Annotated in this window: 14 protein-coding genes and 2 pseudogenes; 7 read left to right on the top strand and 9 right to left on the bottom strand. The window is 63.7% G+C overall.

The genetic code is table 11. The features are described from left to right. Positions 1-234: 234 nt before the first annotated feature. On the bottom strand, positions 235-864 hold the full coding sequence (locus tag ABS769_RS00570; RefSeq protein ID WP_317059824.1) for an imm11 family protein: 630 nt from the start codon (positions 862-864) through the stop codon (positions 235-237). Positions 865-910: 46 nt separating this feature from the next. Next, positions 911-1,861, bottom strand: a pseudogene (locus tag ABS769_RS00575) (hypothetical protein); the annotation flags it as partial. Positions 1,862-1,964: 103 nt separating this feature from the next. Between ABS769_RS00575 and ABS769_RS00580 the strand changes: the two are divergent. The 4 genes and pseudogenes from ABS769_RS00580 to ABS769_RS00595 all read left to right on the top strand — a co-directional run bounded on the left by ABS769_RS00580 (position 1,965) and on the right by ABS769_RS00595 (position 7,542). Continuing rightward, complete coding sequence (locus ABS769_RS00580) at positions 1,965-4,640, top strand: M1 family metallopeptidase (protein WP_317059826.1); 2,676 nt, start codon at positions 1,965-1,967, stop codon at positions 4,638-4,640. Positions 4,641-4,706: 66 nt separating this feature from the next. Further along, a pseudogene (locus ABS769_RS00585) lies at positions 4,707-4,866 on the top strand (GNAT family N-acetyltransferase); the annotation flags it as partial. Positions 4,867-5,107: 241 nt separating this feature from the next. Beyond that, complete coding sequence (locus ABS769_RS00590; RefSeq protein ID WP_317059828.1) at positions 5,108-6,031, top strand: TrmH family RNA methyltransferase; 924 nt, start codon at positions 5,108-5,110, stop codon at positions 6,029-6,031. Then, entirely contained in the window at positions 6,031-7,542 is a 1,512-nt protein-coding gene (locus ABS769_RS00595) for a carboxylesterase/lipase family protein (protein WP_430544109.1), read from the top strand. The genes ABS769_RS00590 and ABS769_RS00595 overlap by 1 nt, the downstream gene beginning before the upstream one ends. A 61-nt stretch (positions 7,543-7,603) precedes the next feature. Here the strand turns inward: ABS769_RS00595 and ABS769_RS00600 are convergent, their stop codons facing one another. Both ABS769_RS00600 and ABS769_RS00605 read right to left on the bottom strand, forming a co-directional pair. Further along, complete coding sequence (locus ABS769_RS00600) at positions 7,604-9,019, bottom strand: neprosin family prolyl endopeptidase (protein WP_317059829.1); 1,416 nt, start codon at positions 9,017-9,019, stop codon at positions 7,604-7,606. Between the two features lie 370 nt (positions 9,020-9,389). Continuing rightward, the gene (locus tag ABS769_RS00605; protein WP_350498043.1) at positions 9,390-11,354 is read right to left on the bottom strand and encodes a glycoside hydrolase family 97 protein; all 1,965 of its coding nucleotides are present in this window, start codon (positions 11,352-11,354) and stop codon (positions 9,390-9,392) included. 219 nt (positions 11,355-11,573) lie between these two features. On the opposite strand from ABS769_RS00605, the gene ABS769_RS00610 reads away from it, so the two are divergent. Continuing rightward, positions 11,574-15,041 (top strand): glycosyl hydrolase 2 galactose-binding domain-containing protein, encoded by a 3,468-nt coding sequence (locus ABS769_RS00610; protein ID WP_317059831.1) that lies wholly within the window; start codon positions 11,574-11,576, stop codon positions 15,039-15,041. Between the two features lie 140 nt (positions 15,042-15,181). Then, on the top strand, positions 15,182-18,118 hold the full coding sequence (locus tag ABS769_RS00615; RefSeq protein WP_317059832.1) for a TonB-dependent receptor: 2,937 nt from the start codon (positions 15,182-15,184) through the stop codon (positions 18,116-18,118). A 237-nt stretch (positions 18,119-18,355) separates the two neighbouring features. On the opposite strand, the gene ABS769_RS00620 is transcribed toward ABS769_RS00615, so the two are convergent. The 5 genes from ABS769_RS00620 to ABS769_RS00640 form a co-directional block, all read right to left on the bottom strand. Beyond that, positions 18,356-19,408, bottom strand: coding sequence for a LacI family DNA-binding transcriptional regulator (locus ABS769_RS00620; protein WP_317059833.1), 1,053 nt, complete (start codon positions 19,406-19,408; stop codon positions 18,356-18,358). Between the two features lie 193 nt (positions 19,409-19,601). Next, on the bottom strand, positions 19,602-21,020 hold the full coding sequence (locus tag ABS769_RS00625; RefSeq protein WP_317059835.1) for a M20/M25/M40 family metallo-hydrolase: 1,419 nt from the start codon (positions 21,018-21,020) through the stop codon (positions 19,602-19,604). Positions 21,021-21,130: 110 nt separating this feature from the next. Further along, a complete protein-coding gene (mscL, locus tag ABS769_RS00630; protein ID WP_317059837.1) occupies positions 21,131-21,562 on the bottom strand; it encodes a large-conductance mechanosensitive channel protein MscL in 432 nt (143 codons plus the stop codon). A 60-nt stretch (positions 21,563-21,622) separates the two neighbouring features. Next, positions 21,623-22,336 (bottom strand): fumarylacetoacetate hydrolase family protein, encoded by a 714-nt coding sequence (locus ABS769_RS00635; RefSeq protein ID WP_006448454.1) that lies wholly within the window; start codon positions 22,334-22,336, stop codon positions 21,623-21,625. Positions 22,337-22,424: 88 nt separating this feature from the next. Continuing rightward, positions 22,425-22,700 carry a hypothetical protein gene (locus ABS769_RS00640; protein WP_006448453.1) on the bottom strand — a complete coding sequence of 92 codons (276 nt, stop codon included), beginning with the start codon at positions 22,698-22,700 and terminating at the stop codon, positions 22,425-22,427. Between the two features lie 261 nt (positions 22,701-22,961). Between ABS769_RS00640 and ABS769_RS00645 the strand changes: the two genes are divergently transcribed. Beyond that, a complete protein-coding gene (locus tag ABS769_RS00645) occupies positions 22,962-23,300 on the top strand; it encodes a Rieske (2Fe-2S) protein (RefSeq protein WP_317059839.1) in 339 nt (112 codons plus the stop codon). Positions 23,301-23,423: the final 123 nt, after the last annotated feature.

Raw genomic sequence — 23,423 nt, forward strand, 5'->3', positions numbered from 1 at the left:
CTGCGCGTGCGTCCTCTATGTGGGGAAGCTTCGATTTCGTCGGCCAGCTTGCCCTCTACCGGAAGATACAGGCGATTGGTCGATACATCCTTGTCGATCAAGTCATGTTCAAGCAATTTCTTGAGCAAGTCATGGTCTCGAAAGACAATGTTTTCAATGACATGATGACTCTCAAGGATGACGTTACTGGCCGGCATCTGCTTTCACTCCATCAAGCGCTCAAAGATTCATCGCTCAGCAACCGAAAGTATCTATCAGCCAGACGCCGCGCGTCCTGGGCGATTTGCCAAATCCCTGCGCAATCAAGGTGTCGCGCAAGAATTGATCGCAAAAGGCATCTGATGTATAAGGTGTCTTGAAGACATGCGCGGCCCCGATCACGTCTTTCCTGAATGCAAAGTCGGCGCCACCAGCAACACTGTAGTGCTTGCCATTACGGTATCCGGTCAACACTTTGACCCTGGATGCCTCTTCGTCGATGGCGTCAATAATCCGCACTACCTCGCAAAGATAGTGCGGTGCTCCTGGCGTACCATCTTCCAAGCGGAAATCGCATAGCGCAAAAGCAAAGCCCTCCGGGTCCGCAGCTTCAAGGATCAGCTTCAGCGGTTCGGAAACGAGCCAGTACCGCTTGAATCCACTGTGCATGTCATTGGGCATATCGCCGATGCGGCTGTCGTAGCGCAGGCGCGGGGTCTCCTTTAATGCGGCTAGTCCCGAGTCCTCCCCTGGCCGGCTGTAGGCAATGGGGAACGGCACTGCATCTTCGTTCTCGAATTCCACGCCATGCCCGCGACCGCCGCCACGCATGTCGGACCTAAGGAGATAGAACTCACCTTTTTTGGGTTTATTCTGGATAGACACTTTTTGCTCCAAGACACTATTGCGATCAAGCGTAGCAAACTGCGCCACGGTAATAACGCTGGCCGTTTGAGGCGGTCAACGCATCCGAATCGGGCAGCGCCTGCTGCACGGCCGGCGACTTCGGCAGGCCATCGGCCGCCCAGCCGCTGCGGTGGTGCGCCAATTCGTAGCGCGCGGCGATGGCGCCGGTGCTATTGGCGATGTTGCGGGCGATCACCTCCTGCGCCTGCGCGTCCAGTTCGGCTTTGCGGTGCGGCAGGGCGGTCTCCTGCACGTAACTGCCGTGATCATTGGCGCCCGACACATCGGCCTTGACCAGCCGATGCCACTGGCCGTCCGCTGCATCGCGTCGCCAGTCGGCGCTGCTCAGGCTGGGGCGGTCAGTGGCATTGGCCGGCTGGCGATACGGATCCTGCGGCGTGGGCGGATCTTTGAGGGCGAGCGCTGCAGCGGCGTTGGTGGCCTGGTAATTGAGTTCGCGTGCCTTCTCGTAGCTGGCGACGATGGGGGTGGAGGTGGGGTTGTCTACCCCGTCGTTGGTGGTGTCAGCCTTGCCCTCGCGCGCCCAGGCGATGCCGTTGAACGACCACTGCGTGCCCTCGCGATCGGTCTGGGTGTAGATGGCGCGGTTGTCGAGCAACGCTGCGGCCTTCTCGCCAGCGGTACTCAAGAAATACGCATCGGCTGCGATCAGCACCATCGGCCCGGCGCCCGAGCTCCCCAGCGCGTAGGCAGCGGCGGTACCGCCGGCCCAGCCGCCGACGTTGCGGCCGGCAAAATGCGCCAGCTCCGATTGCGCGGCGAGCGGGTTGTCCTGGCCAAGAAGCTGCGTGGCGCGTTGGCCGGTCATCACCGTGTCGGCGGCGGTGGCGAGCAGGCCGGCGCTGCGTAGCGCCTGACCCGCAGATCGGTCGCCGGCCAGCAACTTGGCACTGACAAAGCCGCATTGCCAGAGCGGTGTGTACGACGGATGCGGAGCTGTGCCGGCGCTTTGGCGAGTCTAAAGAGTGGCCTGTCCCAACCCACGCAATGACGAAGGTCACATGACAGTCATGCCCGGCTGTGGTCGACTTCCGCGGTTACCCTGCCCGGAATCGCCAATGCGTCGTCTTGCCTGCCTGCTTGCTCCCTCCCTTCTTGCGCTGTGCTGCGGCACCGCGCTGGCGCAGTCCTCCGGCGAGCCGGTGCCCAATGGCCGCCTGCCGACCTGGGCGGTGCCCGAGCGCTACAGCCTGTCGTTCAAGATCGATCCGGACCAGAGCGAGTTCAGCGGCCGCACCAGCATCCGCGTGCAGCTCAAGCAGGCTTCCGATCACCTCTGGCTGCACGGCAAGGAACTGAAGGTCAGCAAGGTCACGGTCAAGCCGGTCAAGGGCAAGGCACTGACCGCACGCTATGTCGAAGCCGATGCGCAGGCCGGTGTGGTGCGCCTGGATTTCGGCCGCACGCTGCAGCCGCAGACGCTCACCGTGGACATCGTCTACAGCGCGCCGCTCAATCAGCAGCTGCAGGGTCTGTATCAGGTGAAGTACCAGGGCCAGGCCTATGCGATGACGCAGATGGAGCCGATCAGCGCGCGCTACGCGTTCCCCGGTTTCGACGAACCCGCATTCAAGACTCCGTTCGACCTCAGCCTGACCGTGCCCACCGACGACCAGGCGCTGGCCAACACCATCGCCACCTCGACCAAGCCGGCCGGCAAGGGCTGGAAGACGGTGACCTTTGCCCCGACCGTGCCGCTGCCGACCTATCTGGTCGCCTACGCCGCCGGCCCATGGGATGTGGTGGACGTGCCGGCCATGCCGGCCACCCCGCAGCGGCCCAACCCGACCCCGCTGCGCGGCATCGCCGCCAAGGGCCAGGGCCCGCGCATCACCCCGGCGCTGGACCAGACCCCGGCGATCATCGCCGCGCTGGAGGACTATTACGCCTTCGGCTATCCGTTCGACAAGCTCGATCTGGTCGCCGCCCCGGACTTCAGCGCCGGTGCAATGGAAAACCCTGGGTTCGTCACCTTCCGCGACTGGCTGCTGTTGCTGGACAAGGACTCGCCGGCCGAGAACGTGCAGCGCTCCTTCAACACCAATGCGCATGAGCTGGCTCACCAGTGGACCGGCGACGCCGTCACCATGGAATGGTGGGACGACCTGTGGTTGAACGAAGCGTTTGCCACCTGGATGCAGCAGAAGATCACCATGCAGCTGCATCCGGAATACCGCGCCAATCTGGACCGCATCACCGGCGCACAGCACGCGATGGACAACGACAGCCTGGTCAGCGCGCGCAAGATCCGCCAGCCGATCACCGGCAACGGCGATATCGAAACCGCCTTCGACGGCATCACCTACCAGAAGGGTGCGGCGGTACTGGCGATGTTCGAAGCCTTCGTTGGTGAAGACGTGTTCCGCGAAGGCATGCGCGCCTATATCGCCAAGCACAAATTCGGCAGCGCCACTGCCGACGATCTGGTCGATGCGATCGCCGAGGCCGCCGGCAAGGGTGAGGATTTCAAGGCCGCGTTCCGCAGCTTCCTCAATCAGCCGGGCGTGCCGTATCTGCAGACCCAGGTTGCGCGCGAAGGCGGCAAGACAGTGGTCAAACTGCAGCAGCAGCGCTACCTGCCGCTGGGCTCCACCGGCTCCACCGCGCAGCAATGGGGCGTGCCGGTGTGCGTGAAATACGGCAAGGGCAAGAACCAGGTCGGCACCGCCTGCCAGATGCTCGAAGACGGCAGCGGCAGCATCGTGCTGGAAGGCGCGGGGAAAAATACCTGGGTGTTCCCGAACGCGCGCGGCGCCGGCTATTACCGATTCAGCCTGCCGAAGAAACAGCTGGCAGCGCTCGGCAAGCAGATCGGCCAGCTCGACGAAAACGAACAGCTCGCCTACGCCGATGCGATCGATGCGGCCTACCGCCACGGCGATATCGACAGCGATGCGGTGCTGGCGGCGATCAAGCAGTTGGCGCCGTCCGCATCGGCCGATGTCTCGACCGCGCTGCTGGATCGCTTCGTGTGGATCTGGCGTTACCAGGCCACCACCGAGGCGCAGCGCGGCGCTTTGCGCAAGGCGGCCGAACAGGCGTATTTGCCGCGTCTGCAGCAGTTGGGTTACACGCGGCGCAGCGGCGAATCGATCGACGACACCACGCTGCGCGCGTCGCTGGCCGGCCTGTTCGCGCTGCGGCTGCAGAACGCGCAAGTGCGCAAGGCGATGCTCGCGCAAGGCGATGCGGTGCTGGCTGGCGGCAACGGCGCACTGGACTTCTCCAAGGCCAATCCGGATCTGCTCGGCACCGTGCTGGCGGTGACCGCACAGGAACGTGGTGCGCCCGCCGTGCAGGCGTTGATCGACGCATTGCGCACGCATGCCGACCCCGCGCAGCGCAATGCGATGATCACCGCACTGGGCACGCTGCAGGACCCGGCATTGCTCAAGCAGGCGCGCGACTTCGCGCTCACCGATGCGATCAAGGTCGGCGAGATGAAGGGCTTGCTGTCGCGCGGGCACAGTTATGAGGCCTCGCACGATTCGATGTGGGCATGGTTCACCGCCAACTTCGATCGCATCGTGCAGCGCAGCGGCTCGTTCGACGGCGGCGGCTTGCCGGGAATGGGCGCAACCGGCAGCTGCAGCGTGGAAGACGCCGATCGCCTGGATGCGTTCTTCAAACCGCGCCTGGCCAAGCTCAGCGGCGCCGACCGCGGCCTCGCCCAGACCGGCGAAACCATCCGCCTGTGCGCTGCACTGAAGCAGGCGCAAACCGCCAAGCGCTGAGTTGCAGCGTGCGGCCCGGGTGCGCAGTATCGGCAGTGTCGATGCTGCGCACATAGGGGCGGAGCATTGGACGATTCACCGACGCAGCACGGAGCCGGCGTCGTGCTGCGCCGTTGGCGCCAGGACGACCTGGATGTCTTGTTGCGGCACGCGATGACCCGCTGGTGCTGCGCGGCTTGAGCGAGCGTTTCCGCACCCGTATACACACACCGATGGCGAAGCCTTCCAAATGGAGGCACGCCGATCCTGCGCGCCAGAAGTCGGTCCCGGCAGGCAGGCAAGGCTTTGGAAATCGGCTTCATCCCAACCGCCGTACACGGCCCATCGCGCCAGTGGCTTACCATCGTCGTCACTGTTCCTGCGGCAGCGGCCCTGGTGGCGCTGCAGGATGACCGATACAGCAATCGCGGAACGGTCGAGAACGGCCTGTTCCGCACTGCAAGAAACACGAACGACTGGATACGACGATGACACAGCATGATGGACGGGGCTCACGCCCGCCGCGCGATGGCGGCACCTCCGGCGGCGCGCATAACCCTTGGGGCCGCGCCGCGCCGCGTGCACCTGCAGCGCGGCCACCCGCACCGCAGGCGCCTGCGCAGTACACGCCCTCGGCCACGCCCGCTGCTTCTTCAACCTCTGGCGGCAACGCGCGCGAAGTGCGGCTGTACGGCATCAATGCGGTGCAGGCGGTGTTCAAGGCGCGGCCGGAGGCGTTGCGCAAGCTGTATCTGAGCGAGGCGCGCATTCCGCAGTTCAAGGCGCTGCTGGCCTGGTGCGTTGCCCAGCGCATCGGCTACCGCGTGGTCGAGGACGCCGATCTCAGCAAGCTGGCCGCCAGTACCCACCACGAAGGCGTGGTGGCCGAGGTGCTGCGCGTCACCCCGCAGCCGTTGCAGGACTGGCTGGCCGCCTTGCCGGCCGGGCCGGTGCTGGCGCTGTGGCTGGACGGCGTGGGCAACCCGCATAACTTCGGCGCGATTTTGCGCTCGTCCGCGCACTTCGGTGTGGCCGGTTTGCTGCTGCCGGCCGGCTCCACGCTGGGCTTGTCCGGTGCGGCGGCACGCGTGGCCGAAGGTGGTGCCGAAGCGGTGCCGCTGGTGCAACTGCCCGACACTGCATTGGCAATGGCGCAACTGCGTCAGGCCGGATTCGCAGTGGCCGCCACGCTGGCGGACGGTGGTGAAGACGTGTTCGCCGCAGCTTTGCCGCAGCGGCTGGTCTATGTGATGGGCGCAGAAAGCGAAGGCATGGACCGCCAGTTCGCACGCGACTGCGACCTGCAGTTGTCGATTCGCGGCAGTGGCAAGGTCGAAAGCCTCAACGTGGCCTCGGCCACGGCGGTGTTCCAGGCCGCCTGGCGCGCCCGCGTGCTTAGCGGGCAGTCCTGATGCGTGCGTCTGCCTGGTTGCTCGCCATTGGCGGGGTGCTGAGCGCCAGCAGTGTTGCGGCAGCTCCCACCACCACGGCTGCCGCCCCGGAGGTGCGTACCGATCACGGCATGGTGCGCGGGCAGTGGCAGGACGACGGCAGCGCGGTGTTCCGCGCGATTCCCTTCGCTGCCCCGCCATTGGGCGCATTGCGCTGGCGGCCACCGCAGCCGGCTGCGGCATGGTCGGACGTGCGCGATGCCACCCAGGCGGCCACGCCGTGCGTGCAGCCCGCGCTGGGCTGGAACAACGCCATGGCCAAGCGCGGCACCGAAGATTGCCTGTATGTCGAAGTGCAGACGCCGAAGTTGCAGCCGGCCAAGACGCTGCCGGTGTTCGTGTGGATTCACGGCGGCGCCAATGTGGCTGGCGGCGCGGATGGTCATCTGCCGACCAATCTGGTCGCACAGAACATGCTGGTGGTGACGCTGCAATACCGGCTTGGCGCACTCGGTTTTCTGTCGCTGCCGGAACTGCGCGATGGCGACAACCAGGCCGCCGGCAACTACGCCTTGCTCGATCAGATCGCCGCGCTGCAGTGGGTGCGCGACAACATCGCGCAGTTCGGTGGCGATCCTGCGCGGGTCACCATCGCCGGGCAGTCGGCCGGTGGTCAGGACGTGGGCCTGCTGATGCTCAGCCCGCTGGCACGTGGCCTGTTTTCGGCAGCGATCGAGCAGAGCGGCACCGCCGGTTTCGGCTTGCCAGCGCGCTCGCTGGAAGAGAACCGCACGTTGGGTGTGAATATCGCCAAGCGTGCAGGCATCGATGATGCTGCAACGCGTCTGGCACAGCTGCGTGCGCTGCCGGTGGAGCAGGTGATCAAGGCCGCGCAGGGTGTCGACGTGCCGGCCCTGGACGACGATGGCTACATCTGGTTGCAGGCGGTTGTCGACGGACGCGTGCTGCCACGTGCGCCTACCGCGTTACTGGCCGAAGGTGCTCAGGCCAAGGTGCCGCTGTTGATCGGCTACGTGGTGCAGGAGCTGGAATATGGCGGCAAGCAGGGCGCGCAGGCGCGTCTGCGTCGCGACTATCCCGCGCAGGCTGATGCAGTGCTGCAAGTGCAGCGTGCATACGCGGCGCAGCGTGCCGCGCGTCAAGGCGATGCGGCGATGCAGCTGTCCACCGATCTCACCTTCCGTTGCCCGGCAGTGACCGTCGCACAGCAGCAGGCCGCGCTTGGCGTGCCGGTGTGGCATTACGTGTTCGATACCGCCGCACCGGGCGGTAAGGTGACCCATAGCGCCGAGCTGCCATTCCTGTTCAATGATCTGCCGATCGGACAGCCGCCGGTGAGTTTGCAGCGTTATTGGGCCGCTTTCGTGCAGCGTGGCAATCCCAACGCCAAGGGATTGCCGGCCTGGCCTGCGTTCGCGCCCAAGCATGCGGCATTGCAGTTCGATGCCAACGGCGTGCGGCAAATCAAGGATGCGCGCCCGCCCGTGTGTGCAGGCGTGGACTTGCCGTAAGCGATCGTGCGCACCGAAATCGCGCGCACCGAAACGGTACGCGCGATAGACCCTACTCAACTCAGCGTGGGCAGCCCGGCCCGCCGAAGTAAAAGCCGCCGTTCTGCATTTCCGGCGACAAGGTGGTGCGGGTAACGCCAGCGCCCAGTGCATACGGATACGTGTAACCGGCAATGGCTAAGGTGTAACAGCTCGGATTCTGCAGCCCGATCGCATACAGTTGTTTTATCGGATGGTTGACCATCGCCGCATCCCGATAAAAGTGATTGGCCTGGAAAGCCGCCTGGCGGTAACCGGATGCGGCGAACTTGCCGCTACCCATCATAGTGAGAGGTTTGCCGTTGTTGTTGGACGTTTCGCCTCCTGCATTGATGTAGGCCACTCTGCCGTTGGCAAGATCGCCGGAGTACAGCTCGGCCTTGTAGTAGCCGATCCATTCGTTGTTATAGCCAAACCACCAGTAGCCATCTTCATTGCGCTGAAATTCCACACGCATCATCGTCTGCGTGCCGCCAGCCGTGCTGTAGCCGTTACTAGGTACGACACCGAGCACGTTGGCATCGCTGATCTGCACGAAGTCGGCACAGTCCAGATTGTGGCAGCCGGTGGTCGCGTAACCGTCCTGGGTGGAGTAAATGAAAACGATTGGCTTGCTACCCCAGCCGGCGCCTGGTTGCACTTGCCAGCCGGCTTCAAGCGTCTGGTCCTTGCCTTGTGCGCTGGTGCCTACGATCCAGATCTGGCTGATCGATTGCGTTTCGTCGGTATTGCGAATCGTTGGTGCCCAGAGATTGAGGTCTGCGCCTGCCCCTGTGACCGACGAGGTGTCGACGTCCAATGCGACCTGTGCATGAAAGTGATTGCTGTACACGGGTGGCGCGGTAACCGCTTGCGGTCCACTGCGCGGAGGCAGCCCTGCTTTCAGAAAAGCGCGTAGATCGCGGTGTTCGGCAAGCTCGGCGATGCCGATACGTTTCAATGGAACGCTGCCCGCATCGCACCGCTGTGAGACGTTGCGTGCAGGTAAAGCAGCGGCGTTTGCCGCCGGCGCTGTTATCGGTGGCGGTGTGGCGATGGCGCTGCCGTCGCGAAGTCCCGGTTGTTGTTCGCGCGGGATGCAATCGAATACGGTCTGCCCCTGACGCACGCTACGCAACACCGTCAGCCCGTTATAGCGATTGAACAGATAGCGCTGCATTTCGGCAAATGCGGTCTGGTCGGCGACCTTGGCCGTGGCATCGCGGGTGGCGTAGCTGATCTGGGCCTGTGCCTGGAGAAACTGCTTGAACTCGCGCGTGACCTGCGGAAATGCCCGCGACACCGATAGCGACGCGCGTAGCGCATCGCGCTGGGCGGGTGCGACGCTTGCCGTGGCAGGCGTCCGCAGTAGCGGTGGCATCAGCGTGTCGATGCTGCGATCGCTGGTTGCCGAAATCGACGGCGGCAGCAACGCGGCGGCGTGAGTGGCAGGAGCCAATGCACAAACGCAGAGCGCAGCAACGGCGCGGCCGATCGCTATCGGCCGATTGGAACGGAAGGTCATATGTGTTTCCCCTGACGCCAGAACGAAACTGCCTGCACGTGGCGCACCATGCAGCACAGTGCTCTCAGTGTCGCAGTTGCGTCCCGAGGTTCATTCGGTGGCGCATGCCTGCGTTGAAGGCGTGCGCATCCTAACTGTCTAAAAAGGGAATATATCGGCAAGCACGCATTACGTGACATCAGGCACACGCCAAGCGCAATGCGCTAAGCGGATGCCATGTCGATGGTCATGCACACCCTTGCGTACGGCGTATTGCCAATGCGCAAAGGTGTGCACGGTCACTCCGCCATAAGCATGGCTGTTCTTACTTTTTTTGCAGCCTCACTGCAGCGCCGCCGCTTGCAGCCAGCGCAAGCTGCAACGTGTCGTTACGTGTGAGCTTGCGCGTGTCGATACGCACTTCTGTCGGCGCCTCGCCATCGGCGTAGATGGTCGCGGTCCAGGTGCCCTTGCCCAGAAACGACAAGGGCAACTGCAGCGTGCGTGCCTGCTCGTTGGTCATTGCGCCCACATACCAGTCCTTGCCGCTGCGCCGCGCCAGTGCGATGTGTTCGCCGATGGCACCGTCCAATGCCCGCGTCTCGTCCCAGCTTGCCGGCACATCGCGCAGGAACTGCGCTGCCGGCACGTTTTCGTATTGCTCCGGGCTATCGGCCACCACCGCGAACGGGCTTTCGTAGACCACATACATCGCCAGCTGCTGCGCGCGCGTGGTCATCACTTGCGGCGCGATGTGCTGCGCCTTGAAGTCGGCCGGGCGCACATTGCGGAAGCCGCCGGGCGTGTAGTCCATCGGCCCGAGCAACATGCGCGTAAACGGCAACGTGAGGTTATGCGTGGCGGTGATGCGCGTGGTCCACTTGTTGTATTCGGCGCCGAGCACGCCTTCCTGCGTGAGGTAGTTGGGATAGGTGCGGGTCAAGCCGGTGGGGTGATAGGCACCATGCAGATCTACCAGCAATTTGTGCTTGGCGGCCTTGGCGAGCAGGCGGTGATAGAAATCCACCATCTGCTGATCGTCGCGGTCCATGAAGTCGACCTTGATGCCCTTGATGCCGAGCTGCTGATACCACGCAAGCGCTTCGTCCATGTGCGCGTCGAGCGCGCGCCAATGCGCCCACAGCCACAGCCCGACATCGCGCTGCCGTGCGTAGGCCACCAGGCCGGGCAGGTCGAGTTGCTCCACCGGCCTGCGGATATCGGCATCGACGTTGTACTGGCCGTCGCCGGTGCTGCCGAAATACCAGCCGTCGTCGATCAGCATGTATTGCAGTTTCAATTGCTGCGCGTGATCGATATAGCGCTGAATCGTGGCGGTATTCATGCCCGGGTGCGCCACACCGCTGGCCAGCGAGCCGGACCACCAATCCCAAGCCGATTTGCCCGCACGCACCCAGCTGGCATCGAAGTCAGGCGGTGGATTGAGTGTGGAAATCAGATTGGATTCGATCAGGCTTGCCGGGCTGTCGCCGAGCATGATCACCCGCCATGGCGTGGCGAAATCGTGGCCTTTGGCATCGAAATCGACCGCCAGCTTGGGGTCGTCCAGGCGTGGCGATAATTTCGCCGACACCCCCAGCCCGCCATCCTCGCGGCCGGTGAGATACAAGCCGGCGTAATCGCGCAGGTTGGCCTCGGCAATCGCCAACGTGGTGCCGCTCGCATCGGTCTGGCACACCAGCGGCAGTTCAAGCAGATTGTGCGGGCGCAACTTCGAGGCGGCGATCGCATCGTATTCGCCCTCGTGGCTGGTGCCGAAGCGACCGAGATTCAAGGTCCAGCAAGCGTAATCGCGCGGAAATGCAAAGCTGGTGAGCTCAGTGCGAATGCGCACTTCACCGGTGTCGGGCAGCACGTAACGCAGTGCTACGCCATCGTCGTAGGTGCGCAACTCGATGGTGAGTCGCCGCTGTTGTGCATCGGACAACTGCACGCGCAATTGGCGATAGTGATCGCGCATCTGGCGCGTTTTGCCCACGCTCAAGGCGAACTGGCTGTCATGCGTTTCGGTGGTGCTGCTTTGCAGCGTCATATCGCGGCCGAGCTTATTGGCTCTGCCCAGATCCAGCCCAAGCGGTGCATCGTCGAGTACCACTTTGTTGCGATACAGCACGCGATAGGTTGGAATGCCGCCCTCGCGTAAGGTGAATTCCACTTGCGTACGTGCGTCGGGCGATTGCACACGCAAGCTCTGTGCTGCAACCGGCGCAGCGATCACACACAGCAATGCGCATGCCGCCGGTAATGCGGACTGGATCAGGTTTCGCATGAGTCCCTCCTCCTGGGAGCGCCAACCCTAACGCAGAAAGGTTGTTGTCGGTATCTACCTGGGGTAACGTTACCTCGCACCATGGCCGCTGAAACAGGGGCGGCAGCCACGGGCGGCATCACTTGGAAGCAAAGCGACAAGACAGTTGCGAGTCGTCTTGTTGGTTGCGTCCGGCGATGTGCACCGTTGTTTGGCAGTAGAGCTTGGGAGAGGCCTCTAATGCTGATGGTTCGCAAGGCGTTCCGCCGTGGAGCGCTGTGGTTGTTGTGTGGTTGCATCGGTTGGACTGCAGTGGAGGCTGCGCCTGCCGACGATCCGCCGGGTCCTTACGACGTGCGCGTGCTTGCGGGCGGGGTGGGGCTGACCAAGAAGCTCGCCGCCGATACGCCGTTGCTTGCCGCCAACACCGATTGGAGCGTGTCCGGTTGGGTGCGCCTATCCAGTGCAACGACAGGCCCTGCGTTGATCGCCGGTGTGGGCGATCCGCAAGGCACTGGCCGTTATTTTGTTGTCGACGACGGCAAGCTCGGCTTTGTGCAGGCCGGCGACAACTTGCTGCGCAGCAAGCAGACACTGCGCGCAGGGACGTGGACATACGTCGCCGCAGTTGCACAAGGCACGCGTCTGACGCTGTATGCAAATGGCCGTGAGGTTGCCAGCGGCAAGGTGCAGCAGCTCGCGGTTGCGCCAACATTGGTATTCGGCCCGCGTCAGCAACCGGCTGCGTATACACAGCACTTCGGTGGGGAGATCGCGGGCTTTACCGCGCAGGCGGGTGCACTGGATACGGCAGCCATCGCGCGGCTTGCAAGGCAGGCGCCGGATCCTGCGTTGCAGCGCTTTGAAGACGCATCGCCTGGCTGGCGTGTGCAGGTCAAGCAGATGGCTGGGCAGCTTGCGCCGCAGCCTGCGGCGACCTTGCCACGCAGTGCGTCGGCCTTCTCGACGCCGGTTGCCAAGCCGGTGCCGGACGCACCGGCGCTGCAGCCCCTGGATGCCGCGTCATGGCGGGTGGGTGCATGGCAACTTGCTGCAGCACCGGAACTCGGTCAAGCCACCGGTGCAACGCTGTCGCGCAGCGATTACGCAGCGGGCAAGAGCACGTGGCGCGCCGCGACCGTGCCGGGTACGGTGCTCACCACCCTGGTGGATCGCGGCGTGTATCCGGATCCGGATATCGGCCTCAACAACATGGAGATCCCCGAATCGTTGAGCCGGCAGGATTGGTGGTACCGCAGCAGTTTCGATGTGCCTGCGGCACTGCAAGGCAAGCGCCTGGAACTGCTGTTCAACGGCATCAACTATGCCGGCGAGATCTGGGTCAACGGCACTCAGGTCGGGCGCACCCGTGGTGCATTCGCGCGCGGTCGTTTCGATGTCAGCAAGCAGCTCAAGCCGGGCAGGAATGTCATCGCAGTGCGCGTGTCGCCGCCGCCGCATCCGGGCATCGCACACGAACAATCGATGACGGCGGGCGTCGGCGAAAATGGCGGTATGCAGGCGCTGGACGGGCCGACCTTTATCGCCAGCGAAGGCTGGGACTGGATTCCGGCGGTGCGCGATCGCAATGCCGGTCTGTGGCAAGACGTGCAGTTGCATGCAACAGGTCCCGTGGCGCTCGGTGATACGCAAGTGGTCACCGCACGGCTGGCACCGGATCATCACCGCGCGGAACTCGAGGTCAGCGTGCCACTGCGCAACGACACCAACGCAGCAGTGCAGGGCACCTTGCAGCTGGCCTTCGGCGATGTGCGCATCCAGCGCGAGGTCACGGTGCCGGCCGGTGGCAGCACGCTCAAGCTCAGCGCTGCCGATACGCCGCAATTGGTGATCGCCAATCCGCGCCTGTGGTGGCCCAACGGCTATGGCGAGCCTGCGCTGTATACCTTGCAGGTCGGTTTCGATATCGCCGGCACGCGCTCGGACGCGCAGCAGCTGCGCTTTGGCATTCGTCAGGTGACCTACGAACTGTCGTTGTTCGACGACGATGGCGCGCTACGCCGCGTGCTGGTGGATCTCAATCAGGCGCGGCAACGCGGCGAGCGCATTATCGACGTGCGTCATGACGCGATTCGCCCGGTGCCTGGTGGCAATGCACAGTCGTTGTATCCCGGCGCGTTGTCTTCGCCCGCCGTGCAGCAACTCGACGACATTAGTCTGGCCCCGCATCTGGCGCTGCGCATCAATGGCGTGCGGATTGCTGTGAAAGGCGGCAACTGGGGCATGGACGATTGGCGCAAGCGGGTTTCGCGCGAGCGGCTGGAGCCGTACTTCCGCCTGCAGCGCGATGCGCACTTCAATGTGGTGCGCAACTGGGTGGGGCAGAACACCGAAGCCAGCTTCTTCGAGCTGGCCGACGAATACGGCATGCTGGTGTTCAACGACTTCTGGCAGTCCACCCAGAACTACAACCTGGAGCCGGCCGACGCGGCGCTGTTTCTGGACAATGCCGCCGAGGTGATCAAGCGCTTCCGTAATCATCCTTCCATCGTGCTGTGGTTCGGGCGTAACGAAGGCGTGCCGGCTCCCATCCTCAATGAAGGCCTGGACACACTGGTTGCCGAACTCGATGGCACGCGCTGGTACACCGGCAGTTCCAACGAGATCAATCTGCAGGTCAGCGGGCCGTACAACTATCGCGAGCCGGTGGCGTACTTCAACAAGCTGGCGCAGGGGTTTTCGGTGGAAGTGGGCACGCCTTCGTTCTCCACGCTGGAATCGTTCAAGGCGTCGGTACCTGCGGTGCAGGATCAGTGGCCGATCGGTGATACCTGGGCGTACCACGACTGGCACCAGTCCGGTAACGGCGATACCGCAAGCTTCATGCGCTCGCTCACCGACAAGCTCGGCGCGCCGACCAGCCTGGCCGATTTCGAGCGCAAGGCGCAGCTTCTCAATTACGACACCCACCGCGCCATCTTCGAGGGTTTCAACGCGCAGCTGTGGAGCAAGAACAGCGGGCGCTTGCTATGGATGAGCCATCCCGCCTGGCCCAGCAACATGTGGCAGATCTACAGCCATGACTACGATACGCATGCCGCTTACTACGGTGTGCGCAATGCAGCGGAGATGCTGCATGTACAGATGAACCTGCCCGGCCACGAGGTGGTGGTGGTCAATAACGCAGCCGAGCCGGTCAGCGGCTTGCGTGTGCGTGCCGAGATCTACGGTGCCGATGGCAAGCTGCTGCAACAGCGCGAGCAAGCGGTAGAGGCCGCAGCGGTTGCGGTGTCGGCGCCGGTGCTGCAATTGACGCCATTGCTGAAAGAGACCAACGGGCTGGGCTTTGTGCGGCTGCAATTGCTCGATCGCGATGCGGTGGTGCGCTCGCGCAATTTCTATTGGGTGGCGCGCGATGCGGCCGCCATGCGCGGCCTGGATACGCTGGCGGCAGTGCCGGTGCAGCTCAGCACGCAGTTGCAGGATGGTGCGGAGCCGGTGCTGCGCGCCACCGTGCGCAATGCATCGCAGCAGGTTGCGCTCAACACCAAGCTGACCCTGGTGGATGCGCAAGGCCAGCGCATCCTGCCGGCGTATTACAGCGACAACTATCTGAGTCTGGTGCCGGGCGAGCAGCGCGAGGTGGAGATTCGCGGCCCGTCTGCGGCGAGCTTGCGCAATGCCACGCTGCAAGTGCGCGGCTGGAATGTCGAACCATCAACAGGCGCTGCCAACGGGCTTCCGTAGCGGCGCCAGCAAGTTGCCGCGCCGTGCCTTGCACGGCGCTCGTACTGACGTGCCGATCGCACGTCAGCCAATACCGCATTGCCGTGCCTGCAATGCCATTCGAAACGGTCGTGGATTGTCGTCATCCCTGGGAGGGGACCATGAACAAGCTGCATGCGAACACCCGTCACACCCCATTGGCTGCCGCACTCGCGGCGGCGCTCACATTGCTTGCCGGCAGCGTCAACGCGCAGGACGCCAGCACCACTGCTGGCGTCACCGAACTGGACAAGGTCATGGTCAAGGGCGTGCGCGGGGCGCAGGCCGAGGCCATTGAAAACAAGCGTACCGCCGCGCAGATCATCGATTCGATCTCTGCCGAAGACATCGGCAAGTTGCCCGATGTCACCATCACCGATTCGCTGCAGCGCGTGCCCGGTGTGCAGATCCGGCGCTCGGCCGGCGAAGGCTCGCAGCTCAATATTCGCGGCATGCCGCAGGTGCAGACTACCATGAACGGTGAGTTGTACTTGAGTGCCGGCGGTGGCGACCAATACGGCCAGCCCAATATCGGCCGTGCGCAGCCGGACTTCGTGGACATCCCGCCGACCTTGTTCAGTGGCGTGGACGTGATCAAGTCGCCCACCGCCGCCGATCTGGATGGCGGCATCAGCGGCACGGTGTCGCTGAAGACGCGCCGCCCGTTCGATCTGCCGGAAGGCTGGACCTTCAGCGGCCAGGCCGAAGGCTCCTACGGCGATCGCGTGCAGGAACTCAACGAGCTGTACTCAGGCCTGGCCAGCTTCCGCACCGAGCGTTGGGGGGCGTTGCTGGCGGTGTCTTACTCCGATGCCACGCTGGAGAACAAGCACCCCAGCGTGTATTCCAACGGCGCGCAGAAATCCACCGAGCAGAACGTGGGCTTCGATTTCAACGGCGATGGACGCATCGGCAGCAATACCGACCCGAGCAATCTGCCGCGCGATTATTTCTACAACTGGGTGGCCACCGAACTGGATAACCGCAGCACCGATCGCCAGCGCACCGGCATCAACGGCTCGTTCCAGTTCAACATCAACGAGTCGTGGACGGTGCTGGCCGATGCGGCCTACACCAAGCTCGAAGACCAGGACACCTCGGTGGCCGCGCAGCTGCATACCGGCTGGGCAACCAATCAGCTGCAGCCGGGATCGGTGGTCGATCCCAATGGCGTGCTCGAATATGGCCAGTTCCGCTACAACCGCTTTCAAGCGCATTCCATGGCCGGTGTGGCCGATTCGAATGCGTTGAACACCAATCTGGAACTCCGCTTCGACGATGGCGGCCCGTTTCGCGCCTCGTTCCGTTGGGTGCACGGCGATGCCGAGCGCACCTACGACGAAGCGCGTGCCGACGCCGTAGTGACGCGCGGCGACCAGATCACCCGCGCCGGTGGCGTGACGCAATGGGCAAACGCCAATGGCTTGCCAACGGTCGATGCCTCGGTGGATTTCCGTGGCACCTATCCGGCGGTCAACCTCGGCACCGATGTGTCCAACCCGGACAACTGGCAGCTGATGTCCACCTGGGCGCAGGGCAACAAGATCGAAGCGACGATGGATGCATTCCGCGCCGACGGTACCTTCGAGTTCGATGAGGGCGTGGTGCGCGGTTTCCAGTTCGGCATTCGCTACGGCGAGCGCGAGGTCAAGCTGGATACCTATCGCTACCTGTCGCCGGTGTCGAGCAGTTGTGCAGACCCGAACCGCTCGCTGTATTACTTCAAGGATCCGCTGATCGTGGATACCTGCAGCGGCGTCTCCGAAGCGCGCCTGCTGCCGTTCAATTCGATCCCCGGTTACTGGGCCTACTTCAATGACTTCGATCCGCTCAAGGTCACCGGCCTGGGCAGCCAGGGCCTGCCGGCGATCAACCCGCAGGTCATGAAGGACCCGGTGGGCTATCTCAACAGCCTGTACCCCGGCAACGTGGCGTACCAGCAGGCCGCTGATTCGTACAAGGTCACCGAAAAGAGCACGGCGGCGTACTTTCTGGCGAATCTGGAAGGCGGCACCGGCAGCGCGGTCCCGTGGACGGCGAACATCGGCGCACGCATCGTGCAGACCAAGCTGGCGATCGATCAGTATCTGAGCAGCGGCAATGTGTTTATCGGCAATGTCGAATGGAACGGTGTCAGCCCGGCGATCGGTACCAATCGATTGAACCGCCAATACACCGACGTGCTGCCCACCGCCAACCTGTCGCTGGACATCACCGATGCGCAGAAGCTGCGCTTTGCCTACAACAAGGCGGTGGCGCGCCAGGATCTGCCCGATCTCGGTCGCGGCCTGGTGAGCTTCTATGCGGTCAACGGCACACCGCCGCGCAATCCGTCGTTGCCCTCGGATGCAGTGCTGTTCCTCAACGGCCGCTCCGGAAATCCGGATCTGGATCCGTACCGCGCCACCAACTACAACGCCTCGTGGGAATGGTATTTCGCCGATGCCTCGTTAATCAGCGTGGGCGCGTTCCTGATCGATGTGAAGTCGTTTCCCACCACCGTGACCAATATCGAACTGTTGCCTGACGCCGATGGCGTGGTGCGTCAGGGTGGAACGGTCGAGCGCATCGTCAACGGCGGCGGCGGCAAGATCAAGGGTTTCGAAATCGGCTACCAGCAGGCGTTCGATTTCCTGCCCGGCTGGCTCAGCGGCTTCGGCACCAACATCAACTACACCTTCTCCGATGCCGACACCGACAACACCGATATCGACGGCAACACGCTGCCGATCGGCGACAACTCCAAGCATCAGGCCAATGCGGTGCTGTGGTACCAGAAGGACAAGCTGCAGGCACGCGTGGCCTACAACTGGCGCAGCAAGCGCTTCAGCCAGGTCAACAGCGGGGCCTGGGGCGATGAACTGGCGATCTGGAACGACGATGTGGGCTATCTGGATGCATCGCTCAGCTACGACGTCAATGATCACCTGACGCTGTACGCACAGGCCACCAACCTCACCGGCGAAAGCGAACGCCGTTACGCGCAGTGGACCAATCACTACTACGACCAGAACATCTTCGAGCGTCGTTATTACGCGGGTTTGCGTCTGCGCTTCTGATCCGCTTGCACCGATGTGCGACACGGCGCAGCTATGCGCTGTGTCGCACATGTTTGCGTGGTGTCCACTCTCCAAGCGGTCATTGCGCTTTCTTCCCGTCGCCGTTGAATGCGGCGCTGCAGTACGCCCGATGGAAACGTCGGGCACCCTCCCATTCGGCTGCATCGTCGGGAAGCGATGCGGCCGTTTTTTGTGCGGAATGGCACAGGGTTTACACGCTACGGATCGATGTAGCGGTTACCGTGCCGGCGGCCCCGCGGTGGATCCGCGCTTGACCAGCGTGTACTTCATCACCTGATGCACGCCCGGTGCGGTATCGCCCTTGCGTCGCTGACGGATTGCATCGGCCAACAGCGACACTGCAGCGCGTCCCATCGCGGTGACCGGTTGATGCACGGTGGTGAGCTCGGGCCAGATGGTGGTGGCCACCGGGGTGTCGTCGAAGCCTGCGACCGACACGTCCTCGGGCACGCGCAAGCCCAGGCCGTGTGCCACCGCAACGGCCGCAGCGGCCATATCGTCGTTGCTGCAAAAGATGGCGGTGGGCGGTTGTGTTTGTGCGAGCAGGCTGCGCGCAGCGAGCAGGCCGGAGCGATAGGTGAATAATCCTTCGGCGATCAACTCCTCGGCCACCGTCAAACCTGCAGCCTGCAAGCTGTCGAGATAGCCATTGGCGCGTAACGCGCTCGGGGTGTGCTTGGGGTCGCCCTTGATCAAGGCGATGCGGCGATGGCCCAGTTCGATCAAATGATCGACGATGGCGCGCGCGGCCTGATAATCGTCGATGCGCACCGAGCTGATTTGCGCCATCGGCGCGCCGCTGGCCACCGCCACGACCGGGATGCCGCGTGCATCGAGTTCCGCAATGGTCTGGCGCGAATCGCATAACGGTGGCGGCAATATCACCCCGTCCACGCCGGCCGCCAGCAATCGTTCGGTGGCGGCGCGCTGGCTGCGGATGGCGCCGCATTTTTCCACCAGCACCTGGCTGCCATTGAGGCTGCTCTGTTCGAGCAAGCCGAGCATGAACTGATTGAGATAGGCGGCGCTGGGATTGCTGTACAGCACACCGATGCGCAACAGACCGCTGGTGCGTAACGAGCGGCCGGCCAGGTTGGGCCGGTAGCCCAATGCCTGCACTGAGGCTTCCACGCGAACGCGCATGTCTTCACCGACATGCGGGTGGCGGTTGATGACGCGCGAGGCGGTCATCGGCGAGACGCCGGCGTGTTTGGCGACATCCAGCAGAGTCGCTGCAGTGTTCGCACTGCGTTGCCGCTTGGCCGCCATCGTGTGTGCTCGTCCTGGAGTGGAAGCGAAAGGGCAGGTGGTGCGCTTGAAGCCTGCAGCGACTTATATTGTCTTCGCTGCTGGTAAGCGGCGCTGTCGATGTTCGGGATCGGCACCGATAACGCACACCGTGTGCGTCACCTATGCCGCCTATGCTCAACCGACGTCCGCCCGCGGACGTCTTCAGCCGCGCTTACTCGCTCGGTGGCTGCACAACTTTCGCGCGACTACCGAAATCGCCATCTGCTTCGGCCGCCAGATACGCAAACACCGTATAGGCGGCCACGTTTTGCGCGAGCGCCTTCGGGTCGATCTTGTCCAGGGTGTCGTCGGCGGTGTGGTGCAGATCGAAGTAGTCGGTGCCGTCCTGCGCCAGCCATGCCCACGCGCCACCCTTGGCCGAGATCGGGCCGACATCAGGGCCCGGGCCGCCCTTGCTCGGCTCGTAGGCGATGCCCAACGGTGCGAGCACCTCGGCAATCTGCTTGGTCGCCGCACGTGATTCTTCCGGTGCCGCCGAGCCGGTGTTGAACGCATAAATACGCCCGGCACCGAAATCGCTCTCCGCGCCGATCTGATGCAGCGCCATGTCCTTGGCATCCTTGCCGTGCGCGGCCGCGTACGCCTTGCCGCCATACAGGCCTTGCTCCTCGTTGGCGAAGGCCACCACGCGAATCGTGCGCTTGGGCGCCTGTTTGAGTTGGCCGATCAGGTGGCCTGCGGCCATGGTGATCGCAACGCCTGCACCATCGTCGATCGCGCCGGTGCCCAGATCCCACGAATCCAGATGCCCGCCGATCACCACCACTTCCTTCGGCTTGCTGCGCCCGGTGATTTCGCCGATCACGTTGTACGAGGTCGCCGTGCCGTCCCAACCGCAATCCAGTGCCAGCCGCAGACGCGTGCCGCCCAGCGCGGTGAGCCGCGCGAGCTGGTTGGCGTCCGGTACCGACAACGCTGCTGCCGGCACCGGCGTCACGCCTTCATCGAAACGGGTGATGCCGGTATGCGGCACGCGGTGCGAGTCGGTGCCGGCCGAGCGCATCACAAATCCGACCGCGCCCTTGCGAATCGCCTCCGATGGCCCCTTGCTGCGCACCGCACCGCCATTGCGGTAATCCTGGCCGTCGCGCGCCTTGGTCATCTGGTAATCGACGAACGCGATCTTGCCGGTGAGCGAGCCGGCCGGTGCAGCCTGCAATGCAGCGAGATTTTCGAAGCGCACCACCTCGCCTTCGACGGTGCCGCCCGGGCTGCCGCCCAGTGCGGTGATGTGCAGCGGCTGCGCATGCGCGCCGATCACCGTGGCCTGCTCGCTGCGACGCTGCCACTTGGGAAACGTCACCGGCTCGGTCCACACCTTGTCGAAGCCCAGCGCAGTGAACTTGGCCTTGGCCCAGGCCACCGCGCGCGGATCGGCTTCGCCGCCGGCAATCCGCGGGCCCACTTCGGTGGTCAACGATTCCACCACTGCAAAGCCGGTGCTGTCGGCCAACGCCTGCTCGCGCAGCTGTGCGGCGGTGCGCAGCGCGCTATCGGCGATGGTGGTTGGTGCGGCCAGCGCAGGCGCGCAAGCGAGTAGGGCAGAGATGGCGACAGCGAGACGACGCATGCAGGGCGGCTCCAACGACAAGGGGGACCCCGAGCTTATCAGCGCGAGGTCCCCCGTCTGCGTGCGAAAGGTCATCCTCCTGCGCGAAGTTGTGCAGTGGATGTGTCCGCTTACGGCACGCCTGGCGTCTTCAGCGTGTCGTTCTTCAGCGAGTCGCGAATCTCGCGCAGCAGCAGCACTTCTTCGCTCGGGCCTTTGGGAGCATCCGGCTTGCGCTGGGTGAGGCGGTTGATCAGCTTGACCACCAGAAAGATCGCAAAGGCAATGATCACGAACTGCACGACGGTGTTGATGAAATCGCCATAGCCAATGGCCACGGCCGGGATTTCCTTGCCGGTGACATCCACGCCGGCCGGTTTGAGCACCCACGCCAGCCGCGAGAAATCCACATTGCCGATGGCCCAGCCGATCGGCGGCATGATGATCTTCTCCACCAGCGCGGTGACGATCTTGCCGAACGCCGCACCGATGACCACACCGACCGCCAGGTCGATGACATTGCCACGCATCGCGAATTGCTTGAATTCGCTGACCATTCCCATAGCGCACTCCAGATGCGGTCGCGGACCAACTGCCGCAATGAGATCGTAGCGGGCTGCGTGTCAGCCCGCGATGATGCCGTGGCGCTCGGCGACGTTTTCCAGGCGGGCGCTGAACTGATCGCCGGGCAGCAACGGACCGACACCGGCCGGCGTACCCATGAAAATCAGATCGCCCGCGCGCAATGCATAGAGCTTGGAGAGCTCATGCAGAATCTCCGGCACATTCCAGATCATCTGATCCAGCAACGATTGCTGGCGCACCTCACCATTGACCTCAAGCGACAGATTCAATGCGTCCAGCGCGCCCACCTCGCCGGCATGCACCAGCTCGCTGACCGGCGCGGAATGATCGAAGCCCTTGGCGATGTCCCACGGCAGGCCCTTGGCTTTGGCAGCTGCCTGCAGATCGCGACGGGTCAGATCCAATCCCACGCCATAGCCATAGATCAAGGCCTCGGCCTGATCCACCGGCAACTCGCCGGCCGGCGCATCGCGGCCCAGCGCCACCACCAGCTCCACTTCGTGGTGCAGTTCCTTGGTGCCGGGCGGATACGGAATATGGTCGCCGTGACCGACCACGATCGCATCGGCAGGCTTCATGAAAAACGTCGGCTGGCCGCGTTCGGCTTTGGAGGCAGGCGCGGTGGCGCCCATCTCGCGCGCGTGATCGGCAAAGTTGCGGCCCACACAGTAGATGCGGTGCACCGGAAAATTGCCGCCACCAACCACCGGAATGCGCGGAACATCGGCGGCGGGAATCACATCGTGGGTCATGCACGCATCCTTGGAGAACGGGACGCGTGAGTCTAGCCGTTTGGCGGTGTACGACAACACCGTCTGCGCGTCATGCGCGCAGCGTCGCTCAGTGCGACAACGGCAACGCGGGCTTGCGCACCACGCGGTATTCGGCCTCGACCACGCGCGCTTGCTGCGGCGCACGTCGGTTGGACTTGCTCAACAATTTCCAGGCGATGCCGCCCAGGATCATGGCCGCACCGACGAACACGCTGAAGAAGATCAACACCGCAAGAATGACCAGACCCGCCAGACCCGCAGCAACGCGCACCAACGGATGACGCGGTTTGCGCGGTGCAAACAGGTGGTGAATGTTGCCGAATTGGAAGATGCGTGCAGGCATGGCGGTGGGTTGCCGGGCAGGAAACAGGCAGTCAGTATCGTTGCGGTTTCATGTCATTGAGTGAAAAGTTCGTTAAATGCACTCTGGTTTTGCGGCGGCCATCACGTTCGGCCTAGCGCAGAGGCCCGCCCGTCGTCGCTTGCGGCCTGCGATGGACGAGGTATTCGCGGTGCGCTGATGCGCTGATCCCGCCGATAGTGCAGTGCAGCAGCGATCCATGTGCATGCCACAATCGGCATTCGTTCTCGATCGGCTGATCGCATGTCTTCGTCATCGCCCACCACGCTTGAATTGGTGCAGATTCCCGACGCAGGATTTCTGGAAGTCGAAGCGCTGTGGGAGGGCGGCCCGGAATCGCTGGTGTTGTATCGCGAAGGCGCGCAGGTGCGTGCGTGGTTGAACGTGTGCCCGCATGCCGGCCGTCGGCTGGATTGGGCGCCAGGCCAGTTCCTCAAGACCAAGGAAGGCCATCTGGTCTGCGCCGCACATGGCGCTGCATTCGAGCTCACCGGCGGCGAATGCATCAGCGGCCCATGCCGCGGTCAATCGTTGCTGGCGGTGCCGGTGCGCATCGAGGGCGAGCAGGTTTTCCTGGGCTAGGTCGCTCCGCTCCTCCGGCAGCGACGTTGCCTGCAAGCCACGGGCGAGTGCGTGCAGCGTGTCGGCGATATCTATGGTGGTTGCGTGCCAGGTCGCGTGCAGCTCGCGTGCTGCTAAAAATCG

It is taken from the genome of Xanthomonas hortorum (assembly GCF_040279205.1).
GTDB classification, from domain to species: domain Bacteria; phylum Pseudomonadota; class Gammaproteobacteria; order Xanthomonadales; family Xanthomonadaceae; genus Xanthomonas; species Xanthomonas hortorum_F.